15 protein-coding genes and 1 riboswitch are annotated in these 22,671 nt (G+C 71.6%); of the genes, 7 read left to right on the plus strand and 8 right to left on the minus strand.

What is annotated here, in order from left to right; translation table 11 throughout:
* Window positions 1-34: 34 nt before the first annotated feature.
* Window positions 35-829: a M23 family metallopeptidase gene (locus H9658_RS18970; protein WP_191826585.1), complete on the minus strand. Its 795-nt coding sequence runs from the start codon at window positions 827-829 to the stop codon at window positions 35-37.
* Between the two features lie 173 nt (window positions 830-1,002).
* Window positions 1,003-1,121, plus strand: a riboswitch (SAM riboswitch).
* Window positions 1,122-1,191: 70 nt separating this feature from the next.
* Between H9658_RS18970 and metX the strand changes: the two genes are divergently transcribed.
* From metX to H9658_RS18985, 3 genes are read left to right on the plus strand one after another with little or no spacing between them, the layout of a single operon-like run.
* On the plus strand, window positions 1,192-2,241 hold the full coding sequence (metX, locus tag H9658_RS18975) for a homoserine O-succinyltransferase MetX (RefSeq protein WP_191826553.1): 1,050 nt from the start codon (window positions 1,192-1,194) through the stop codon (window positions 2,239-2,241).
* Entirely contained in the window at window positions 2,238-3,455 is a 1,218-nt protein-coding gene (locus tag H9658_RS18980) for an O-succinylhomoserine (thiol)-lyase (protein WP_191826554.1), read from the plus strand. Before metX ends, H9658_RS18980 begins: the two co-directional genes overlap by 4 nt.
* 20 nt (window positions 3,456-3,475) lie before the next feature.
* On the plus strand, window positions 3,476-4,540 hold the full coding sequence (locus tag H9658_RS18985; RefSeq protein WP_191826586.1) for a homoserine dehydrogenase: 1,065 nt from the start codon (window positions 3,476-3,478) through the stop codon (window positions 4,538-4,540).
* 22 nt (window positions 4,541-4,562) lie between these two features.
* Here the strand turns inward: H9658_RS18985 and H9658_RS18990 are convergent, their stop codons facing one another.
* The 3 genes from H9658_RS18990 to H9658_RS19000 all read right to left on the minus strand — a co-directional run bounded on the left by H9658_RS18990 (window position 4,563) and on the right by H9658_RS19000 (window position 10,397).
* On the minus strand, window positions 4,563-5,597 hold the full coding sequence (locus H9658_RS18990) for an alpha/beta fold hydrolase (protein WP_191826555.1): 1,035 nt from the start codon (window positions 5,595-5,597) through the stop codon (window positions 4,563-4,565).
* 69 nt (window positions 5,598-5,666) lie between these two features.
* On the minus strand, window positions 5,667-8,654 hold the full coding sequence (locus H9658_RS18995) for a ligand-binding sensor domain-containing diguanylate cyclase (protein WP_318241435.1): 2,988 nt from the start codon (window positions 8,652-8,654) through the stop codon (window positions 5,667-5,669).
* A 360-nt stretch (window positions 8,655-9,014) separates the two neighbouring features.
* Complete coding sequence (locus tag H9658_RS19000) at window positions 9,015-10,397, minus strand: L-serine ammonia-lyase (protein ID WP_179566321.1); 1,383 nt, start codon at window positions 10,395-10,397, stop codon at window positions 9,015-9,017.
* A 90-nt stretch (window positions 10,398-10,487) separates the two neighbouring features.
* Here H9658_RS19000 and H9658_RS19005 point away from each other — a divergent pair, with 90 nt between their 5' ends.
* A complete protein-coding gene (locus H9658_RS19005; RefSeq protein WP_191826557.1) occupies window positions 10,488-10,718 on the plus strand; it encodes a glutaredoxin family protein in 231 nt (76 codons plus the stop codon).
* Between the two features lie 82 nt (window positions 10,719-10,800).
* Entirely contained in the window at window positions 10,801-12,405 is a 1,605-nt protein-coding gene (locus H9658_RS19010) for an amidase (RefSeq protein WP_191826558.1), read from the plus strand.
* Between the two features lie 75 nt (window positions 12,406-12,480).
* Here the strand turns inward: H9658_RS19010 and H9658_RS19015 are convergent, their stop codons facing one another.
* The 4 genes from H9658_RS19015 to H9658_RS19030 form a co-directional block, all read right to left on the minus strand.
* The gene (locus tag H9658_RS19015) at window positions 12,481-13,053 is read right to left on the minus strand and encodes a GNAT family N-acetyltransferase (RefSeq protein WP_191826559.1); all 573 of its coding nucleotides are present in this window, start codon (window positions 13,051-13,053) and stop codon (window positions 12,481-12,483) included.
* Window positions 13,054-13,260: 207 nt separating this feature from the next.
* Entirely contained in the window at window positions 13,261-13,827 is a 567-nt protein-coding gene (locus tag H9658_RS19020; protein WP_191826560.1) for a YceI family protein, read from the minus strand.
* A gap of 11 nt (window positions 13,828-13,838) precedes the next feature.
* Entirely contained in the window at window positions 13,839-14,405 is a 567-nt protein-coding gene (locus tag H9658_RS19025) for a cytochrome b (RefSeq protein WP_179566315.1), read from the minus strand.
* A complete protein-coding gene (locus H9658_RS19030) occupies window positions 14,402-15,061 on the minus strand; it encodes a YceI family protein (protein WP_191826561.1) in 660 nt (219 codons plus the stop codon). Before H9658_RS19030 ends, H9658_RS19025 begins: the two co-directional genes overlap by 4 nt.
* A 238-nt stretch (window positions 15,062-15,299) precedes the next feature.
* Here H9658_RS19030 and H9658_RS19035 point away from each other — a divergent pair, with 238 nt between their 5' ends.
* Both H9658_RS19035 and H9658_RS19040 read left to right on the plus strand, forming a co-directional pair.
* Window positions 15,300-18,902 (plus strand): ATP-binding protein, encoded by a 3,603-nt coding sequence (locus H9658_RS19035; protein WP_191826562.1) that lies wholly within the window; start codon window positions 15,300-15,302, stop codon window positions 18,900-18,902.
* 190 nt (window positions 18,903-19,092) lie between these two features.
* Complete coding sequence (locus H9658_RS19040; protein WP_406848145.1) at window positions 19,093-22,626, plus strand: hybrid sensor histidine kinase/response regulator; 3,534 nt, start codon at window positions 19,093-19,095, stop codon at window positions 22,624-22,626.
* Window positions 22,627-22,671 lie beyond the last annotated feature (45 nt).

The raw sequence follows: 22,671 nt of genomic DNA on the forward strand, positions 1-22,671 counted from the left end.
AGGCGTTTGCCGACCAACGGCGTCTCGGCGTCGCTCAGGGCGAGTCGGGATGCGGGAAGTGCAGCTCGCCCAAGGGGCCGGCCATGCGGAATGGCACCGATTCCAGACGCAGGCCGCGGTTGAGCTGGATCGCGAAGTGCAGGTGCGGGCCGCTGCTCAGGCCGGTATTGCCGGACAGGCCGAGGCGTTCGCCGCGCCGCACCGCCTGTCCGACCCGCACCTGCACCCCGTCGTTAGCCAGGTGCGCGTAGATCGCCATGCTGCCGTCGGCATGCGCCACGCGCACCAGGTTGGCCGCCTGGCCCAGGCGCGGGTCGGTGCCGGACTCGTGGAAGTCGTCGTGCACTTCCATCACCACCCCCTCGCGTGCGGCCAGCACGGGTGTGCCTTCGGGCAGGGCGAAATCCAGCGCGTAGGCGTTGGCTGGATCGCGATGGCTGAATGTGCCGCCGAAGCCCTGATCGATGCGGATGGGGCGGTCGGCGAAAGGCAGGGCATACAGCACCGCGTCGGCGTGGGCGCGCGGCGAACCGGGCACGGCATCGATGCGCAGCAGGGCGCCATCGCTGCCTGCCTCGGCCCGACCGTCTGACCGGTACAAGTGGCCGATGATGCGGCGTTCGCCGGCTGCCAGTTCCACGGTCAGCGGCAGTGCGGGGACGGCGATGAAGCCGCTCGTGTCGCCCTGCAGCCGGACCTGCACCGGCCCGCCGAGCGGATTGCCCAGCGCGACTTCGCGCACGCCACTGCCGCGCGCGATCACTTCCAGCCATGCCGGGGTGGGTGGCGGAGCGCGCCAGCGCAGCAGCGGCTGGGCGGTGGCGGACATCGCGGCGGCCAGCGACAGGACCACGGCGAGCCGGCAGCGGAGGTGGCTTCGGTGCACGGTCAGCGAACGCGTCGGAGGAGGCCGAGTATGACCGAGGCCGGGAATCGGGAAATTATATCGCTCCATCCGAATAAAGAGATTTGACAACGCCGAAAAACGCTGGCATCGTGGCGTCACCATCGAGACCGGCGGAGGGACAGGCCCTTTGATGCCGGGGCAGCCAGCGGACGCGCAAGCGACCGTGTAGGTGCCAAATCCTGCGGGGACCACCGCGTCCGCCGAAAGATGGTTCGATTCGTGCCTTCCGCACGTCGAACGCGAGCTCCGCGAAGCTCGATGGCCGTTCCTCCCCGGATACCGCCATGAGCCTCGTGAATACGCCAAATCGCCCCCTTGCTGTGAATGCCCCGCTCGACCGCTATGCCGCCGCCGTTGCGCCGGCCGCCGACGGCGTGCTCGCGCTGCGCGGCGAAGTGGCGGTGGCGCTGCCGCTGCGCCACGCCGGCGTGCAGTTGCTGCGCCTGCGCTACGAGCTGACCGGTCCGGCGGACGCGCCGGTGGTGTTCGTCGCCGGCGGCATCTCCGCGCATCGCCATCTCGCCGCCAACGCGAGCTTTCCCGAGAAGGGCTGGGCCGAAGACCTGGTCGCGCCGGGACGGGCGCTGGACCCGAGCCAGCGGCGGCTGCTGGCGTTCGATTTCGTCGGCGCCGACGGCAGTCTGGACGCGCCGATCGACAGCGCTGACCAGGCCGATGCGATCGCCGCGCTGCTGGATGCGCTGGGCATCGCCCAGCTGCACGGCTTCGTCGGCTATTCCTACGGCGCGCTGGTCGGCCTGCAGCTGGCGGTGCGGCATCCGCAGCGCTTGCTGAAACTGGTCGCGGTCAGCGGCGCGCACCGCGCGCATCCGTATGCCGCGGCGTGGCGCGCGCTGCAGCGCCGCGCGGTGGCGCTGGGCCAGTTGCAATGCGCCGAGAGCCACGGGCTGTCGCTGGCGCGGCAGTTCGCGATGCTCAGCTACCGCACCCCGGAAGAATTCGGCGAGCGCTTCGATGCGCCGCCGGAAGTGATCAACGGCCGCGTCCGCGTCGCCGCCGAGGACTACCTGGATGCCGCCGGCGCGCAGTACGTGGCGCGCACCCAGGTCAACGCCTACCTGCGCCTGTCCGAATCCATCGACCTGCACCGCATCGACCCGGCCGCCGTCGCCGTGCCGACCGTGGTGGTCGCGGTCGAAGGCGACCGCCTGGTGCCGCTGGCCGACCTGGTCACCCTGGTCGAAGGCCTGGGCCCGCGCGGCAGCCTGCGCGTGCTGCGTTCGCCGTACGGCCACGACGCCTTCCTGAAAGAAACCGACCGCATCGACGCGATCCTCGCCACCGCCCTTCGCCCCACCGGAGCTACCGCATGAGCACTGCCCACGACAACGAACTGCCCTGCAGCGCCGCCACCGCCGCGGTGCGCGCCGGCATCGATCGCGATACCGCCTACGGCGCGGTGACCCCGCCGATCGTGCTGTCGTCGAACTTCAGCTTCGACGGCTTCGGCAACAAGCGCCAGTACGACTACACCCGCAGCGGCAATCCGACCCGCGACCTGCTCGGCGAAGCGTTGGCGGAGCTGGAAGGCGGCGCCGGCGGCGTGATCACCGCCACCGGCATGGGCGCGATCAACCTGGTGCTGAACGCGCTGCTGCAGCCGGGCGACAAGCTGGTGGTGCCGCACGATGCGTACGGCGGCAGCTGGCGCCTGTTCAACGCGCTGGCCAAGAAGGGCCATTTCGAACTGATCACCGCCGACCTGACCGACCCGCGCTCGCTGGCCGAGGCGCTGGCGCAGTCGCCGCAGCTGGTGCTGATCGAGACCCCGTCCAATCCGCTGCTGCGCATCACCGACCTGCGCTTCGTCATCGATGCCGCGCACAAGGCCGGCGCGCTGGCGGTGGTCGACAACACCTTCCTGTCGCCGGCGCTGCAGAAGCCCATCGCCTTCGGCGCCGACCTGGTCATCCATTCCACCACCAAGTACGTCAACGGCCACAGCGACGTGGTCGGCGGCGCGGTGATCGCCGCCACCGCCGAACTGCACCAGCAGTTGGTGTGGTGGGCCAACGCGCTGGGCCTGACCGGTTCGCCGTTCGATGCGTTCCTGACCCTGCGCGGCCTGCGCACGCTGGATGCGCGCCTGCGCGTGCACCAGGAGAACGCACAGGCGGTGGTGGCGCTGCTCGACGGGCATGCGGCGGTCAACCAGGTCTATTACCCGGGCCTGGCCACGCATCCGGGGCATGCGGTGGCGGCGCGGCAGCAGACCGGCTTCGGCGCGATGATCAGCTTCGAGCTGGCCGGTGGCGAAGCCGAGGTACGTGCCTTCGTCGATGGGCTGCGCTATTTCACCCTGGCCGAGTCGCTGGGCGGGGTCGAGAGCCTGGTCGCGCATCCGGCGTCGATGACGCACGCGGCGATGACCGCCGAAGCGCGCGCCAATGCCGGCATCAGCGATGGCCTGCTGCGGCTGTCGGTGGGCATCGAGTCCAGCGAGGACCTGATCGCCGACCTGCAGGCGGGTCTGCTGCGTGCGCAGCAGGCGGGCGAGGCGGTGGCGCGCAAACGGGTGGACGCGTGAGCGACAGCGTCGCCGATGCAATAGCGCCGGCGCCGGCGCCGGCCGCCGATGCCGCATTGCCGCGACTCGGTCTGCTCGGCACCGGCACGGTCGGCCGCGCCTTCGTCGCGCGCTACCAGGTGCTGCAGCAGCGCCGCCCGGGCTTGCCGGCGTTCGCCTGGCTGGCCAATTCGCGGATCCTGCAGGAGTGCCGGCAAGCGCCGGCGCAGGCGCTGGCCGTGGCCAATGCCGCCGCGCGTGGCGATGGCGGCAGCGCGCCGCAGCCCGCCGACCTGCGCGCCGGCGACATCGTGGTCGACGCCACCGCCAGCGAGGCGGTGGCGCAGCGGCATGCCGAGTGGCTGGCGCGCGGGGTGCATGTGGTGACCGCGAACAAACTCGGCCAGGGCGCGGCATTGGCGCGCGCCGAACAGATCCATGCCGCGCGGCATGCCGCCGGCGCGCACTACGGCGACAGCGCCACGGTCGGTGCGGGCCTGCCGTTGCTGAGCAGCCTGCGCGCGCTGGCCGCCGGCGGCGACCATATCCACGCGGTGGAAGGCGTGCTGTCCGGCTCGATGGCATGGCTGCTGCATCGCTACGACGGCAGCCGTACGTTCTCCGACTGCGTGCGCGAGGCTGCGGCGGCCGGCTACACCGAGCCGGATCCGCGCGAGGACCTGTCCGGCGAGGACGTGCGCCGCAAGCTGCTGATCCTGGCGCGCGCGGCCGGGCTGTCGTTGCGCGCCGAGCAGGTGCAGGTCGAATCGCTGCTGCCGGCGGCGCTGGCCGCGGCGGCACCGCGGGACGTGGATGCCGCGTTGTCGGCGCTGGATGCGCCGCTGGCGACGCGCCTGGCGCAGGCGCGCGCGAACGGCGCCTGCCTGCGTTTCGTCGGCCGCTTCGATGCGCACGGCGCGTCGGTGGGATTGCGCGAGCTGCCGCTGGCGCATCCGCTGGCCAGCGGTGCCGGTACCGACAACCGCGTCGCCATCCACAGCGACCGCTACCTGCAGCAGCCGTTGCTGATCCAGGGCCCCGGCGCCGGTGCCGAGGTGACCGCGGCGGCCTTGCTCGACGACGTGCTGCGCATCGCGGTGCGCTGAGGCGCCGGCATCCGCTGCGCCGCTACGGCGCAGTGCTCGGTGCGGCGCTCGGCGCGGCCAGCGCCTGCAGCAGCGCGGCGTTGAAGCGCTGCGGCGCTTCGACCTGCGGCGAGTGGCCCAGGTCGGCGAATTCGACCAGCGTCGCGCCGGGAATCGCCGCCGCCGCGCGCTTGCCCAGCGCCGGATAGTCGCCCAGGGTCCTGGCCAGCGCCGGCGGCGCCAGGTCCTTGCCGATCGCGGTGCGGTCGCGCTGGCCGATGAACAGCGTGGTCGGTACGCGCAGTTGCGCGAACTGCTGCACCACCGGCTGGTTGAACACCATGTCCGAGGTCAGCGCCTGGTTCCAGGCCACGCGCGCGTGGCCGGGGCCGGCATACAGCCCGGCCTGCATCGTCACCCAGCGGTCGTATTCCGGTTTCCATTGCCCGCCGTAGTAGACGCTCTGCTGGTACTGCTTGATCGAAGCGGCATCGGTCTTGAGTTCCTTCGCATACCAGTCGTCGACGCTGCGCCATGGCACGCCGGCCGCCTTCCAGTCCTCCAGCCCGATCGGATTGACCAGCAGCAGCCGGCTCACGTCCTGCGGATACTGCAGCGCGTAGTGCGCGGCGAGCATGCCGCCCATCGAGTGGCCGACGAACACCGCCTGGGTCACCCCAGCGTGGCGCAGCAGCGCATGGGTGTTGGCCGCCAGTTGCGCGAAGGAGAACTGGTAGGCCTGCGGCTTGCTCGACTTGCAGAAACCGATCTGGTCCGGCGCGATCACCCGGTAGCCCGCGGCGACCAGCGCGGCGATCGCCGACTCCCAGGTCGCCGCGCAGAAGTTCTTGCCGTGCAGCAGCACGACCGTGCGGCCGTTCGGCGTGCCGCTCGGGGCCACGTCCAGGTAGGCCATCTGCAACGGCTGGCGCTGCGAGGCGAAGTCGTAGCGCGCGACGGGATACGGATAGTCGAAGCCTTCCAGCTGCGCGCCGTAGCGCGGTGCGGGCGTGGCGGCGTGGCAGGGCGGCAGCAGGAGCGCGGCGGCGAGCGCGGCGAGGAGCGTGTGTCGGCGCATGCGGGCTGGAGCGAGTGCGGGGATGCCGCGACTCTAGCCCGGGCCATGCACGGGCCGCGTCAACGCGCTTCAGCAGCGCGAGTGCACCAGGCTCAGGCAGGCGTGGTGCTGCATGCGCTCGGGCGGCTCCTGCAGCGCCGCCAGCACCTGCTCGGCCTGCGTGCCCAGCACCGGCCGGTACGCGGCCCAGCCGTTGCGGCCCTTGGCCTTGGCCTGGTACAGCGCGCGGTCGGCGAGGATCAGCAACTGCTCCCAGCCCAGGCGGTTGTCGGGATCGTGCACGAACGGGAATTCGGCCAGGCCGATCGAGCAGGTGACCTGGCTGTGGCGGCCGTGATCGAGCGCGAAGGAGTGCGCGGCGATCGAGCGGCACAGGCGCTCGGCGGCCACGGTCAGGTTCTCGCGCGGCGCCGAGCGCAGCACCAGCAGGAATTCCTCGCCGCCCCAGCGCACCACGTAGTCGCTTTCGCGGGTCAGCTTGACCAGCAGCTGCGCCATCTGCTGCAGCACCGCGTCGCCGGTGTGGTGGCCGCCGCTGTCGTTGATCGACTTGAAATGGTCGATGTCGATCAGCGCGAACAGCATGCCCGAGGACAGCATGTCCTGGTCGTTGGCCGCCATGCGCCGGTACAGCGCGATGTCGCTGGGGATGTGCAGCGACAGGTAGCGGCGATTGCGCAGCTGGGTCAGGTCGTCGGTGAAGCTGGCTTCCTGCAGGCGCTGGTTGGCCGCCTGCAGCGCCTCGGTGCGCTGGCGCACCTGCCGTTCCAGGGTTTCGCGCTGGCGCTGGTTGACCACGCGCGCGATGCCGATGCCGAGCAGCGCCAGGGCCAGCACGCCCAGCACCAGCAGCAGCTTGTAGTACAGCGTCTCCTGGAAGCGCAGCCGGATCCGCAGCGGCAACTGCGCCGGCACCTGCGCCCAGACGCCGGCGTTGTTGCTGCCGCTGACCTCGAACACGTAGTCGCCGCCGGGCAGGTTGGTATAGCTGGCCACGCGCTGGCGGATGTCGTCCAGGCTGCGCCACTGGGTGTCGTAGCCGACCAGGCGGTAGCGCAGTTCCACGTTCTCCGGGGCCTGGAACGAGGCCGCGGTGAACTCGAAATCCAGGTCGCGCGCCTGCGCCGGCAGCGGCGTGTCGCGCAGCGCCTGCGGCGCCATCCAGCGGCCCTGCGCGCGGATCCGTTCCACCACAGGCTGCGGCGCGACCGGATTCTTGACGATGCCGGCGGTGTCCATGGTCACCACGCCGTCGCGGCTGGGCAGCCACAGCGTGCCGTTGTCGATGAAGCCCTTGCCGTTGCCGGCGCCGTTGCAGCACAGGCCCTGCACGCCGCCGTGGCGCTGGCCGCGCTCGTTGAGCAGCAGTTCGGCCTGCAGCGGCGTGCCCGGCACCGCGATGCGCTTGAGCAGGCTCGCCAGCGGTACCCGGTACACGCCGCGCAGGCCGGCCACCCACAGGCTGCCGTGGCCGTCGTCGGCGATGAAGAACGCGGCGTTGGCGGGCAGCCCGTCGTGTTCGTCGAACATGGTCCAGCGCTTGCCGTCGAACACCCACAGCTGGTCGGACAGGGTGCCGATCACCCACTGTCCGCCGGGCAGTTCGTGGATCGCGGTGACGTCGGCGTCGGCCAGCGCCGAGCCGGCCTCGGCGAGCGCCAGCATGCGCTCGCCGCGCACTTCGTACAGGCCGGCCTGGGAACCGATCAGCAGGCGCCCGGCGCGGGTTTCGTGGATCAGGCGGACCCGCGGGTCGCGCAGGCCCTCGCTGTTGCCGTAGCGCTGCAGGCGCACGCCGTCGCTGCGGAACAGGCCGTCGCTGGTGGCGAACCACAGCCGCTGCGCGCGATCGCGGACGATGCCGTTGACCTGCAGTTCGTGCAGCGGCGCCAGCAGTGGCGGCTCGGCCGCGCGCCCGTCGCGGTACAGCAGTGCGCCGCGGCGGGTGCCGATCCACAGGTGGCCGGGTTCGGCGAGCAGGGTGTAGGGAACGTCGCTGGGCAGTTGGTCGCGGCTCAGCACTTGCTGATAGCGGCCGGCGCGCAGCCGCGCCAGGCCGCTGCCGGTGCCGACCCACAGCGAGCCGTCGGGGTCGCGCGCCAGCGTCCACACCAGCGGATCGGTCAGCCCTTCGTAGCTGCTGTAGCGGCGGGTCCAGCCGTTCCACAGCCTGGTCACGCCGCTCAGTTGGGTGCCCAGCCAAAGGTTGCGCTCGCGGTCCTCGAAGACCGCGCTGACGACGGTATTCTGACCGTGCTGGAGGGATTGCTCGACGATGCCGCCGTCGCGCACGCGCAGCAGATAGCCGGGCAGGCCCACCCACAGGTTGCCGTCGCTGTCCTGGAACAGCGCTTCCACTGCGCGCCGGGTCACCGCCGGGTCGCCGGGCAGCCACTGCCAGCGGCCGTCGCGGCGGAACAGCAGGCCGTCGCGGCTGCCGGCCCACAGCCGTCCCTGCGCGTCCAGCAGCTGCCGCACCGGCGCTGCGTGCGCGTCCGCCGGCAGCGGCAGCGGCTCCTCGTCGCCCTCGGCGAAGCGCAGCACGGCGCCGCGCGTACCGACCCACAGCTCGCCGCCACGCGGCAGCAGCGCATAGGCGCCGTCGGCGATGCGATGACGCAGGCGCAGGCTGTCGCCGACCACGGCGTAGACGCCATCCTGCGCGGCGACTAGCACCGTGCCTTGCGCGTCGACCGCGATCGCTTCGATGTTCAGCAGCGGGGCTTGCGGATCCTGCGGCAGCAGATTGCGGAAGCGGCCGTCGCGGTAGCGCGCCAGGCCGCGGTAGGTGCCGATCCACAGGTCGCCGCGCGGGTCGACCTGCAAGGCCTTGATCCACGGGCCGGGCAGGTTGGCGGGGGCTTTCTCGCCGAAGGTGGTCATGCGCACGCCGTCGAAGCGCGCCAGCCCGCCCATCGTGCCGATCCACAGGTAGCCCTGCCGGTCCTGCGCGAAGGCCTGCACGCTCAGCTGCGGCAGCCCTTGTTCCAGGCCCCAGCCTTGGCGTTCGTAGTGGTTGAACTGCTTGTCCGGCTGCAAGGCGGCCGCCGTCGGCACGAGCGAGATCCACACTCCCAGGAGCATGGCCAGCTTTAGCGCACAGGTGCACCAGGAAGCGGGGTGGGACTGCAAGGGCATTCCAGTGCCGGTTCGGCGGATCGTCAATGTCGCTATCGGCGCAGGCGCGCCGATCTTTATCCGTAGCGCAACAAAGGCCTGCGCGGCGTCGGCGATCGCGACGGCCGCAAGGCCTGTCATCCAGGCAGGTCCGACCCGTGGCACGCGGTGGCGCGCCGCCCATGCAGCGTCGTCGTGCGGGCGCTGCGCGCTGCGCAGGACCGCGCTCCGGCCTGGTCCGCGCATCCGCCGCGGCGGCGCGATGCGCTCGGACAGGGAGGACGCGCCGGCGCCATCATCTCAGCACTCGATCACGTTCACCGCGAGCCCGCCGCGGCTGGTTTCCTTGTACTTGTCCTGCATGTCGCGGCCGGTGTCGCGCATGGTCCGGATCACCTTGTCCAGCGACACCTTGTGCTTGCCGTCGCCGCGCATGGCCATGCGGCTGGCGTTGATCGCCTTCACCGCGCCCATCGCATTGCGCTCGATGCACGGGATCTGCACCAGCCCGCCGATCGGGTCGCAGGTCAGGCCGAGGTTGTGTTCCATGCCGATCTCGGCGGCGTTCTCGATCTGCCCCGGCTTGCCGCCGAGCGCGGCGACCAGGCCGCCGGCGGCCATCGAGCAGGCCACGCCGACTTCGCCCTGGCATCCGACTTCGGCGCCGGAGATGGACGCGTTTTCCTTGTACAGGATGCCGATCGCCGCGGCGGTCAGCAGGAAATCGAAGATGCGCTGCTCGTCGCTGCCTGGGCAGAACCGGTCGAAGTAGTGCAGCACCGCCGGAATGATCCCGGCCGCGCCGTTGGTCGGTGCGGTGACCACGCGCCCGCCGGCGGCGTTCTCTTCGTTGACCGCCAGCGCATACAGGTTGACCCAGTCCAGCGTGGTCAGCGGATCGCGCATCGCCGCTTCCGGCTTGGACGACAGTTCGCGGTACAGCGCCGGCGCGCGCCGCGACACGTGCAGGCCGCCGGGCAGCGTGCCTTCCTCGCGGATGCCGCGCGCCACGCAGGCCTGCATCGCGTTCCACAGCTCGCGCAGGCCGTCGCGGATCTCGTCCTCGCTGCGCCAGCACTTCTCGTTCTCGAACATCAGCGCGGCGATGCTCAGGCCGCTGCGCGCGGCCTGCGCCAGCAGTTCGTCGCCGCTCTTGAACGGGTAGGGCAGCGGCGTCTCGTCGGCGACGATGCGGTCGTCGGCGGCGTCGTCCTGGTTGACCACGAAGCCGCCGCCGACCGAGTAGTAGTCGCGCGTGGCGATCACCTCCTCGTCGGCGGCGTAGGCGGTGAAGCGCATGCCGTTGGTGTGGTAGGGCAGCTTCTGGCGCTTGTTCAGCGCCAGGTCGCGCTTCTCGTCGAAGGCGATGCTGTGCTGGCCCATCAGGTTGATGCGCTTGCTGCTGCGGATGCGCTCCAGCGTGCTCGGAATGATGTCCGGGTCGATCAGGTTCGGGCGCTGGCCTTCCAGGCCCAGCAGCACCGCCTTGTCGGTGCCGTGGCCGCGCCCGGTCAGCGCCAGCGAGCCGAACACCTCGGCGCGGATCCGCACCACCTCGCCGAGCCGGCCCGGATCCAGCAGCCAGCGGTGCACGAAGCGCTCAGCCGCGCGCATCGGCCCCACGGTATGCGAGGAGCTCGGCCCGATGCCGATCTTGAACAGGTCGAAGGTGCTGACAGCCATACGTGCCGGAGAGGTGGAAGGCCAAAGACCGTCTATTCTATGCCCCTGGCGCATTGCGCACGCCCGCAACGCAGCATCGGAGCCGCGGCCATGTCCCTGACCCTGTACCAGCGCGACGACTGCCATCTGTGCGACCAGGCCCTGCTGGTCCTGGCGCAGGCGCGCGTGGGCGACCTGGACAGCATCTTCATCGATGACGACCCGGCATTGGAAGCGCGCTACGGCGAGCGGGTGCCGGTGCTGCGCGACGCGGCGGGGCGCGAACTGCAATGGCCATTCGATTCCGCGCAGGTCACGGGCTGGCTGACCGCCGCGCAGTAGCCTGGCGGGTAGCGGCGCCTGGCGCGGCGGCATCACAATGCAAGTCATCCCCAGTCATGGCGACAAACGCAGAGGCGGCGACATGAGGGTTCCTTATCGTGCGGGCCTGGCAGTGCTTGCGCTGCTGTGGAGCGTCGCCGCAGCGCACGACCAGGCGCAGCGCCGTTTCGATCTGCAGACCGCGAGCATCGCCGAGATCAACCGCGCGATCGACAGCGGCGCCCTGGATTCGGAGCGGCTGGTCGCGCTGTCGCTGGCCCGGATCCGGGCCTACGATCCGCAGCTGCATGCGGTCATCAGTCTCAATCCGCACGCGCTGGAGCAGGCCCGCGCGCTGGACGCCGAGCGCCGCGCCAGCGGACGCCGCTCGCCGCTGCACGGCATTCCGGTGCTGCTGAAGGACAACGTCGATACCCGCGATCTCCCCACCACGCTCGGCTTCTACGGCCTCCGCGGCGCGGTGCCGTATGCGGACGCCGCGGTGGTCGTGCGCTTGCGCGAGGCGGGCGCCATCATCCTGGCGAAGGTCAACCTGAGCGAGCTGGCGTCGGGGCCGGCGCTGAGTTCGCTGGGCGGGCAGACGCGCAATCCGCACAATCTCGCCTACAGCCCGGCCGGCTCGTCCAGCGGGACCGCCGTGGGCGTCGCAGCCGGCTACGCGCCGGTGGGCATCGCCACCGACACCACCGGCTCGGCGCGCTGGCCCGCGGCAACCAACGGCGTGGTCGGCCTGCGTCCGACCACCGGCGCGATCGGCTATGCCGGCATCCAGCCGAATGCGCCCACGCTCGATGCGGTGGGCCCGATCGCACGCTCCGTCGCCGATGCGGCGCTGGTGCTGAGCGTGCTGGAAGATGCGGACCGGCGGCCAGCGGCGGCGCGCGACGCGGACGGCCGCGCTCCCACCGATTCCATGCTCGGGCTGCGCGCCGATGCGCTGCGCGGGGCGCGCATCGGGTTCCCGCGGCGCGACTTTTCCGGGGACGATCCGCAGGTGGACGCGGCGATGGAGGCGGCCCTCGACGCGCTGCGGGCGAGCGGCGCGTCGGTGGTGGAGATCGAACTGCCGCCGTGGCTGCTGCGCCTGAGCGGCGAGCTGCAGGCGATCCTCGTGCGCACCGAAGCCGCCCCCAGTCTCGATGCGTATCTGCCGGCGGCTTTTCCGCCGCGGTATCCGCAGCGCCACGCCGACATCCTGGCGCTGAGCGAAGCGCTCAACGCGGCCACGCCGGCCGGCGCCTTCCCCAATCCGGGGCGCCGCGACGGATACCGCGAGGAGGCCGCGGCGGCGCCGCCGACCGATGCGGTCTATCTCGCGGCCCGCGAACAGGGCCGCCAGTTCCTCAAGGCGTCGATGCAAGCGGTGTTGGCCCGGAACCGGCTCGATGCGATCGTCTATCCGACCCAGACCATGCGCATCAACCGGATCGGAGAACCCGCGCAGCGCAATGCGCGTGGTCTGTTCGGCAACTTCGGTCCGGGTCTGGCGAGTGTGGCGGGCTGGCCCGAGCTGACGGTACCGGCGGGTTTCACCGCGGACGGCCTGCCGGTGGGGGTGTCGTTCCTGGGGCCGGAGTTCAGCGAGCGGCGGCTGTTGGGCTACGGCTTCGCCTTCGAGCAGCGCACGCACGCGCTGCGCCAGCCGGCGGCGACGCCGCCGCTCGCAGGCGACCGTTTCGTCTATTGAAGCGGCGCGCTGCAAGCGGCGATCGCGCTCGTGCGGCGAGGTCGATCCGGTGTGGCCACAGCAAGCGCCGTGCGCCTATTCCGCCGCCAGGCCGGCCGCGGGCGCAGTGCCGTGCGGTTGCCCGGTCGCCGGCGGCGCGTCCGCATGCCATGCAAAACAGCAGATCACCGTGCCGTCGGCGTCCGTGCGGGTCGGCGCCGGATGCATGCCGGCCTTGCGCAGCACGCGCAGCGAGGCCAGGTTCTGCGGATACGCGGTGGCGATCGCGTGCTGCAGGCCCAGTTCCTCCCGCGCATACGCCAGCATCGCCTGCGCCGCTTCGGTGGCCAGTCCGCGTCCCCAGTGTTCGCGCCGGAACGCGTATTTCAGTTCGGCCTCCGCCTGGCCGGCCGGGTGGACCAGCCCGCAGAAACCGATGGTCTGGCCATCGGCGCGGTCCACCAACGCAGACATGCCGTAGCCGCGCGTGCGGTAGTTGCGTTCGGAGACGGCGACCCATTCCCTGCACTGCGCGCGATCCAGCGGCTCGCCGTCGCCGACCCAGCGCATGGCCTCGGCATCGCCATAGACCGCGAACAAGCCATCGACGTCGGATGGGCGCAGGTGGCGGCCGATCAGGCGCGCGGTCTTGAAGATGTCCTTTTCCATGCCGCAAGTGTGGCATGCGTGGCGAAGCGCGCCGTTGGCCGGCCTCGGCACGCGAGCGCTTAGCGCGTGGCCTGCCAGCGAGCCAGGCATCGCTGGCCAAGACGGCAGGCCATGCCCTTGCCGTGCCCGTCCAGACACAAAAAAGCGGCGGACCCGACGAGGGAATCCGCCGCCCAGTGGCCGCATGCCGCTGCGGCCTGTGGCGAATCACTTCGCCTTGAACACCACCTTGGTGCTGATCGCGGTTTCGTTGGGGATGGTCTTGGTGTCGGCCCAATCGCCGCCGCCGACGCCGAAGTCCAGGCGCTTGACGGTGGCCTTGCCGGCCAGCACCGGCTGCGCGCCGGGGGTCCAGGTGAAGGTCAGGGTCACCGGCTTGGACACGCCGCGCAGTTCCAGGGTGCCGTCGGCGGCGTACTGGTTGTTGCCCAGCGAACGGAACTTGTCGGCGCGGTAGTGGGCGGTGGCGAACTTGGCCACGTTGAAGAAGTCCGGACCCTGCAAGGTGGAGTCGCGGTCGCCATTGCCGCTCTTGGCGCCGGCCAGCGGGATCGCCACGTCGAGCTTGGCGCTGGCCAGGTTGGCCGGGTCGAAGCTGAGCTTGGTGTCGAAGCTGGGGAACTGGCCGGTGAACACTTCGCCGTCGTACTTGCTGGCGAACACCAGGCTCGAGCCCGGCGCCTGCACGTAATCGGCGGCGAACGCGGGGGCGGCGGCGAGCATCGCCACCAGGCTGGCGGCAACGGCGGCGGGGGAGGCGAAACGGGACGACATGATGGAACTCCTCAGGACTTGGGGGTCAGCCAGCCGCGCGGCAACATCCGCGCCAGGGTGGCATCGCGTTGGAACAGGTGGTGGTAGAAGGCGGCGCCGGCATGCGCCAGCACCACCGCGATCAGGATCCAGAAGCCCCATTCGTGCACCGCATGCGACAGGTCGCGCAGGTGCGCGTCGGGCGCGCTGAGCTTGGGCACGGCGACCAGGCCGAACCAGCGGAACGGGCGCAGGCCGCTGCTGGAGTCGTACAGCCAGCCGGACAGCGGCATGGCGAAGATCAGCACGTACAGCAGCGCGTGGGTGGCGCTGGCGATGCGTTCCTGCCAGCTCGGCGTGCCCGGCACCGGCTTTGGCGCGCCGGCGTACAGACGCCAGCCCAGGCGCGCGATCACCAGCGCCAGCACGGTCAGGCCGAGCGACTTGTGCGCGGTGTAGACCCAGAAGTACTTGGGCGTCTTCGGCAGCTCGCCCATGGTCAGGCCGACCACGCCCAGCAACAGGATCAAGGCGGCGATGAGCCAATGCAGGGTCTGGCTGACGCCACCCCAACGCTCGGCGGTGTTCTTGGCGGTCATGGCGTGGATTCCTGGCTGGCGCTGGGCGAGGGAGTGGGGGTGTCGGCGGGTGCGTCCGCCGGCGGCGGGTCGGGGTCGGCGCGGCCGTCGCGGGTGGCCTCGGCCTCGATGCGCAGCTCGACCGTGGCGCCGATCACCGACGGCCAGGCGGCGATGCCGAAGTCGGCGCGCTGCAACGTGGTGGTGGCGGAAAAGCCCACGGTGCGGCGGAACGGCGGCAGCGGATGCCGCTTCAGCGCATTGAGGGTCACGTCCAGCGCGATCTCGCGGCTGACCCCGTGCAGGGTCAGCGTGCCGAACACCTTGGCGTGGGTGGCGTCGACCGGTTCGATCCGGGTGGAGACGAAGCGCGCCTCGGGGAAATGTTCGCCATCGACCAGGTTGTGCGCCAGTGCGGCGCGGTTCCATTTGTCGTCGCCCAGGTCCAGGCGCTGCAGCGGCACCCGCGCGTCCAGCCGCGCGCTGCGCCAGTCGTCGGGGTCGAACGACAGCGTGCCGGTGCTGCCGGACACGGTGCCCAGCGCCTTGGAGAAGCCGGCGTGCTCGATCGCGAACAGCACGCGGGTGTGCACCGGATCCAGCGCGTACTGCGCCGGGGCGGCCAGCGCGGCGGTCGGCAAGGTCAGCAGCAGGGCGATCAGGCAGCGCTGGAGCATGGGTGGGCCAGGCAGGAGGGGTAGGCGGGATTCTAGGCGCAGTCCGCGGCGCTTGCGCCAGCGCGTGGCGCAATGGTTCGTTGCGTTGCGCGGCGGGTGGGATTTTGCGGCCCTCCGCGGTATAAGAACGCTGCCGCATCAAGGCGGCACGGAGCGGTCGCGCTGTCTGCGGCCGGCCCCGGCAGTGCGCCGGTGTTCATCCGCCGCCGATCGTTCACTGCCGCTGGAGCCGATGTCGATGCAAATCCCATGTCCTCGACGCCTGCGCCGCGGCTGGACGCTCGCCTGGCTGCTGCTGTTGCTGGCCGGTTGCTGCACCGGTGCGCTGGCGTCGGTGCCGGAGCTGCCGCGGTTCCGCGTGCTGGGCGCCGAGCACGGGCTGCCGTCCAGCGAGATCTCGCGGCTGGCGCTGGACCGCGACGGCTACCTGTGGATCGCCAGCGGCGACGGCCTGGCCCGCTACGACGGGCGCGAGTTCCGCATCTGGCGCCACGACCCGGACGATCCGCAATCCCTGCGCTGCAACTACGTGCAGGAACTGCACATCGATGCGCGCAACCGGGTCTGGGTCGCCTGCGAAGGCGGCGGCCTGAGCATGCTCGATGCCGCGCGCCGCGGGTTCCGCCACTTCAACATGGCCACGCAACCGGCGATGCGCAGCGACGAGGTGTTCGCGATCGCCAGCCGCGGCGACGAGGTGGTGTTCGGCACCTATGCCGGCGGCCTGTACCGGGTGCCCGCGGATGGACGCGTGCAGCGCATCCAGGCCGGCGACGGCGAGGTCGACGCGATGCTCGACGGCGCGATCGTCGGCCTGGGCTTCGACGCGGCCGGGGTGCTGTGGATCGGTACCTTCAAGGGCATGGTGCGCTACGACGGCACGCGCGCCAGCGCCTACCGCCTGCCCGGTCCCACGGATGCGCCGCAGAAGGTCGCGGCGGTGATCGCCCTGTCCGATGGCCTGTGGGTCAGCACCAACGGCGAGCTGTACCGGCTCGGCCACGATGGCCGCTGGCAGCGCGCCGACTGGACCGGCGCGTTGCAGCGCGGGGTGCTGTGCATGGCCGAGGACGGCAACGGCGGCTATTGGCTCGGCAACGGCCAGGGGCTGTGGCACAAGCCGGTCGACGGCGCGTTGCGCCGCATCGCCGAGGGCGAGGCGGCGGTGGCCGGCGCCAACGTGGTGGTGAGCATGCTGCGCGACAAGGAGGGCGGACTCTGGGTGTCGTTGCCGACCCGCGGCCTGGGCTATCTGCGCCCGGGCTGGCGGCGGCTGGCGGTGCTGGGGCCGGCGCACGGCCTGGCGCCGGACCTGTATGCCAGCCTGGCGCCGGCCCGCGACGGCGGGGTATGGCTGGCCGGGACCGGCGGCAATGTGTACCGGCTGCAACCGTCCAGCGGCGAGCTGAGCAAGCCGCGCTGGACGCCCAGCCTGCCCGGCGTGCGCGTGCTGTCGGTGCTGGAAGATACGGCCGGCGATCTGTGGCTGGGCAGCAGCGCCCAGCTGCTGCGCGGTCCTGCCCACGGCGGCGCGCTGAAGGGGTGGGGACGTGCGTCGGCGGCCGACGCGACCCCCGACATCGGCGTCAACAGCTGGTTGCGCCAGCGCGCCGACGGCACCTTGTGGGTGGCCGCGCCCGGGTTCGGCGTGCAGGTGCGCGCGCTCGCCGACGGCCATGTGCTGGACAACATCCACGGTCCGCAACGCGGCCTGGCCGCCGCTGCCGATATCGCCGCGTTCGACCTGGCGCCGGACGGCACGCCGTGGCTGGCCGCCGAGCGCTTGCACTATTGGGACACCGCCGCCGGCCAGTTCCGCGCCCCGCCGGAATTCGCCGGCGAACGGGTGCAGTCGTTCGCCTTCGCCGATGCGCAGACCCTGTGGCTGCATCGCCTGTCCGGGCTCGAGCTGTGGCGCCGCGAGGGCGGGCACTGGCGGCAGGCGCATCGCTATGCGGCGGCCGAGGGCGTGCCGGCGACCGAGTCGCAGGGCCTGGTCGTCGATCAGCAGGGACGCGCCTGGCTGGGCACGCGCCGCGGCCTGTTCCGGATCGATCCGCGGCACACGCCCGCGGTGCGCGCGTTCGGCACCCGCAACGGATTGAGCAGCCAGGAAGTGGTCAAGCGCGGGCTGTTGATGGCGGCCGACGGGGTGCTGGTGGCGGCCGCCGCCGATGGCAGCGTGGCGCTGCTGGATACGCGGTTGCCGGATCCGCCGCCGGTGCCGCTGACGCTGAGCGTGGAGAGCGTGCAGGTGCGCCGCGGCGAGCGGCTGCTGGCGCTGCCGGTGAGCGGCGGCTTCGCCCTGCAGCCGGACGATCGCGATCTGCGCGTGGTGGCGCGGCTGCTGTCGTTCGTCGATCCGGAGGGCATCGTCTACCGCTTCCGCCTGGCCGGCTACGACCGCGACTGGGTCGCGGTCGGCGCCACCGGCGAGCGCACGCTGCCGCAGTTGCCGGCCGGCGCGCACGCGCTCGAGGTGCAGGCGCGCACCCGCAACGGCGCCTGGTCGCCGACGCTGCGGCTGCCGTTCCGGGTGTATCCGCCGTGGTGGCGCAGCGTCTGGGGCATCGCCGGGCTGCTCGCCGCGGCCGCGCTGCTGGTGCTGGCCTCGCTGCGCGCCTACCGCCGCCGCCTGCGCCGCCAGCATGCCTGGCAGCTGGCGCTGCACAAGCAGGAAGTGGCCGAGCAGGCGTCGCTGGCCAAGACCCGTTTCCTGGCCACGCTCGGACACGAGGTGCGCACGCCGATGACCGGCGTGCTCGGCATGAGCGAACTGCTGCTGGCCACGCCGCTGGATCCCAAGCAGCGCGGCTATACCGAATCGATCCGCCGCGCCGGTACGCACCTGCTGCACCTGGTCAACGATGCGCTGGACCTGGCGCGGATCGAGGCCGGGCGGCTGCAGCTCGACCTGCAACCGTTCGCGTTGCAGGCGCTGATCGCCGACGTGGTGAACCTGATGGCGCCGCTGGCGCAGGCGCGCGGCTTGCGCTTCGAATGCCACGACACCTTGCCGGGCGCGGTGACCGTCAACGGCGATGCGGTGCGGGTGCGGCAGATCCTGCTCAATCTGATCGGCAATGCGATCAAGTTCACCGCCAGCGGCTCGGTGACCTTGCACGTGTCGCCGCTGCACAGCGGGCACGGGCTGTGCGTGGAGGTCGCCGACACCGGCCCGGGCATCAGCGCCGAGCAGCAGGCGCGGCTGTTCCAGCGTTTCGAGCAGGGCGAAGGCCCGCGCACCGCCGCCCGCTACGGCGGCAGCGGGCTGGGCCTGGCGATCAGCCAGGAACTGGCGATGGCGATGGGCGGGCGCATCCAGGTCGACAGCCGGCTCGGGCACGGCGCGCGCTTCCGGGTGACGCTGCCGCTGCGCTGGCAGGCGCGGCCTGCCGAAACGGCGACGGTGGTGCCGCTGCCGGCGCGGGCACAGGCGCCGCTGCGGATCCTGCTGGTCGAGGACGAACCGACCGTGGCCCAGGTGATGGCCGAACTGCTGCGCAGCCGCGGCCATCATGTGGCCTGCGCCGCGCATGGCCTGGAAGCGTTGACCGAAGTGACCCAGGGCACGTTCGACCTGGGCCTGCTGGACCTGGACCTGCCGGCGCTCGACGGCCTGGCGCTGGCGCGGCAACTGCGCGCGCTCGGCTACGACTTCCCGCTGATCGCGGTGACCGCGCGTTCCGACGGCGAGGCCGAGGCCGCAGCCAAGGCGGCCGGTTTCGCCTCTTTCGTGCGTAAGCCAGTCACCGGCGACATGTTGGCCGAGGCGATCGGGGGAGTGATGGAGGTTGAAGCCGGGACTCGGGACGCGGGACCCGGGACCCGGAAAGCGTAAGGTCTCGCTCGATTACGCCGCGGGGTCGCAAGCCGGGGCCTGTGACGCTTCGAGTCCCGGGTCCCGCGCCCATGACGCTTCGAGTCCCGGGTCCCGCGCCCAGCGTCCGTCTGTTGCCAGCGGCGGCGCTTATCGCCGACGATGGCAGCGGGCATCGGGGGACACGGCGCCCATGCACAAGGGGACGAGGATGCGGTCGAGACGGATCTTGGGATGGCTACTGCTGCTGTGGTCGACGGCGGTCGCCGCGGCGGTGCCGCCGACGCCGCAGCCGCGCCAGCTGACCGTGGCCGACGGTTTGCCGTCCAACAGCATCAACGGCTTCGCCGAAGACCAGCTCGGCTATTTGTGGCTGGCCAGCAGCGACGGCCTGGCCCGGTTCGACGGGCGCGGCTACCGCATCTGGCGGGTCGAGGACGGGCTGCGCGACAACAAGATCTGGACCGTGCACGTCGATGCGCAGAACCGGGTCTGGTTCGGCACCCAGAACGCCGGCATGGGCATGCTCTCGGCGGACCGGCGCACGTTCCGCTACTACGACCGCAGCAACTATCCGCAGATCGGCGGCGGCACGGTCTGGGCGATCGCCTCCACGCCCGACGGCAGCATCTGGTTCGGCACCGCCAACGGCGGCCTGGACCGGCTGCGGGCGGATGGCACGCTGAATCGCTACATGCCGATGCCGGGCGACGAGCGCAGCCTGCCGTCGCCGGCGGTGATCTCCCTGGCGACCACGCCCGACGGCACGCTGTGGGTGGGGACGCGCGGCGGCGTGGCGCGCTGGACCGGACACGACTTCGAACGGCTGCCGGCCTCGGCGCTGCCGCGGCCCGAGGTGCTGGGCCTGACCCCCGAGCGCGACGGCACGCTGTGGGTGGCCAGCCAGGGCGGTGCGCGCCTGCTGCGCGCCGACGGCAGCGTGGTGGCCCCGTACTGGAGCAACATGCCGAGCGAGAGCGTGCTGGGGATGCTGGTCCACGACCGCCACGGCAATCGCTGGTTCGACACCTTGGACGGCCTGGGCCGCGAGAGCGAAGCCGGGCAGATCCACAACGTGCCGCTGTACAGCAACTCCGCGCACGGCTTGGTCAAGCCCAATTGGTCGCTGGCGTTCGAAGACCGCGAAGGCGATTTGTGGTTCGCCAGCTTCAACGCCGGCCTGTGGTACCTGCCGGCCAATTGGCGGCAGTTCTCGGTGCTGTCGTACCGGGTGGACGATCCGGACTCGATGGGCAATCCCTACGTCATCGCGACCGCCGCCTCGCGCGATGGCGGGGTGTGGCTGGCAGGGACGCGCGGCGTGCTGGACAAGCTGGATCCGGCTACCGGTACGGTGCGCCACCACATCATGGCGCTGTTCGGGCGCGATTGGTCGCGCACGCTGGTCGAGGACGGCCAGGGTCGGGTATGGGCGTCGGCGTTGGCCGGAGTGCTGCGCTACGACCCGGTCAGCGGCGAGGTGCGGCGCTGGGGCAAGCAGGACGGCGCCGATGCGCCGATGCCCGGTGACGTCGATCGGGCGATGCTCAGCGGCGACGGCCGCCTGTGGCTGTTCGGCGAGGTCGGCGGTGCGCAGGTCCGCGATCTGGACGGACACGTGCTGCGCAACATCGCCCCAGGCGCCGACGGGCTGCCGGCGGAGCTGACCGTGGACGATGCCCGGCCCGGCCCGCTGGGCCAACCCTGGGTGCTCGGCCAGCACGGCGTGCTGGCCTGGGATGCGACCAGCGAGCGCTTCGCGCCGGTGCCGGGTGCGCCGACGCGGCCGCTGAGCGCCTTCACCCTCACCGACGGCAACGTGGTGTGGCTGGCCAGCCTCGGGCGCCTGGAACGCTATCTGTGGGACGGCGAGCGGCTGAGTCTGCTCGACCGCATCGACGCCGAGCAAGAGTTTCCGTCGCTGGCGCCGAACGGCATCGTGGTCGACGCCAGCGGCGTGGCCTGGCTGAGCAGCGTGCGCGGCCTGATCCGGGTCGACCCGGCGAGCAAGGCGATCCGCTCCTACAGCGTGCACGACGGCCTGCCCAACCAGGAATTCCGCGCCCAGACCCTGATCCAGGCGCGCAGCGGGCAGATCCTCGGCGGCACCCCGGACGGGGTGGTGCTGTTCGAGCCGGCGCAGGTGGTGCCGTCGCGGCGGCAGCCGCCGCTGGTGATCGAACGCATCGGCGTGCGCCGCGGCGAGCGCGCGCTGGATCTGCTGCATGCCGGCAGCATCGCGCTGCAGGAAGGCGACCGCGACCTGCATGTGGTCGCGCGCCTGCTGTCGTTCTCCGACACCGACGCCAACACCTACCGGTTCCGGCTCAGCGGCTACGACCCGGACTGGGTCGACGTCGGCGCCAGCGGCGAGCGCCTGTTCTCGCGCCTGCCGTCGGGCCACTACACCCTGGAAATGCAGGCGCGCACCGCTGACAAAGTGTGGTCGAAGGTCACCACGCTGCGCTTCCGCGTGCTGCCGCCGTGGTGGCGCAGCCCCTGGGGCATGGCCGGGCTGGCCTTGCTGGCGCTGCTGGCGCTGTGGCTGGCGTCCTACCTGTACCGGCGGCGCCTGCGCCGGCGCAACGCCTGGCAACTGGCCCTGCACAAGCAGGAGCTGGCCGAGCAGGCCTCGCTGGCCAAGACCCGCTTCCTGGCCACGCTCGGCCACGAGGTGCGCACGCCGATGACCGGCGTGCTCGGCATGAGCGAACTGTTGCTGGCCACGCCCCTGGATCCCAAACAGCGCGGCTATACCGACTCGATCCGCCGTGCCGGCGCGCACCTGTTGCGTCTGGTCAACGATGCGCTGGACCTGGCGCGGATCGAGGCCGGCCGCCTGGAGCTGGACCAGCAGCCGTTCGACCTGATCCAGCTGATCGCCGAACTGGAGGCGATGATGGCGCCGATGGCGCACAGCCGCGGCCTGGCCTTCGCCCTGGACAACGCGATGCCCGCGGCGGTGACCGCCAGCGGCGATGCGACCCGGGTGCGGCAGATCCTGCTGAACCTGCTCAACAACGCGATCAAGTTCACCGACCACGGCGGCGTGACCCTGCGCGTGGCGCCGCTGCACGAGCGCCAAGGCGTGCGTTTCGAGGTCGCCGACACCGGTCCTGGCATCAACGCCGAGCAGCAGGCGCGGCTGTTCCAGCGCTTCGAACAGGCCGACGGCCCGCGCACCGCCGCCCGTTACGGCGGCAGCGGCCTGGGCCTGGCGATCTGCCAGGAACTGGCGGTGGCGATGGGCGGCCGCGTGGAGCTGCACAGCAAGCTCGGCGTCGGCACCCGTTTCATCGTCGACCTGCCGTTGCCGTGGACCCCGGACGCGCTGCATCCCGCGACGCGCGGCGAGCGCGAGGCCCTGGCGGCGACGCAGCCGCTGCGCATCCTGCTGGTCGAGGACGACCCTACCGTCGCCGAAGTTGTCAGCGGCCTGCTCAGCGCGCGCGGGCACCACATCACCCATGCCGCGCATGCCCTGGCAGCGCTGACCGAAGCGGCCGGCAACCGCTTCGACGTGGCCTTGCTGGACCTGGACCTGCCCGGCCTGGACGGCCTGGCGCTGGCGCGGCAACTGCGCGTGTTCGGTTACGAGATGCCGCTGATCGCGGTCACCGCCCGCGCCGACGCCGACGCCGAACCACAGGCCCGCGCGGCCGGCTTCGACGGCTTCCTGCGCAAGCCGGTGACGGGAGACATGCTGGCCGAGGCGATCGAGGCAGTGCTCGGAGGCCGGGATTAGGGATTCGGGATTGGGGATTCGCAAGAGCGGCAGTGGTGGCAATTC

It is taken from the genome of Xanthomonas bonasiae (assembly GCF_014836395.1).
GTDB classification, from domain to species: Bacteria; Pseudomonadota; Gammaproteobacteria; order Xanthomonadales; family Xanthomonadaceae; genus Xanthomonas_A; species Xanthomonas_A bonasiae.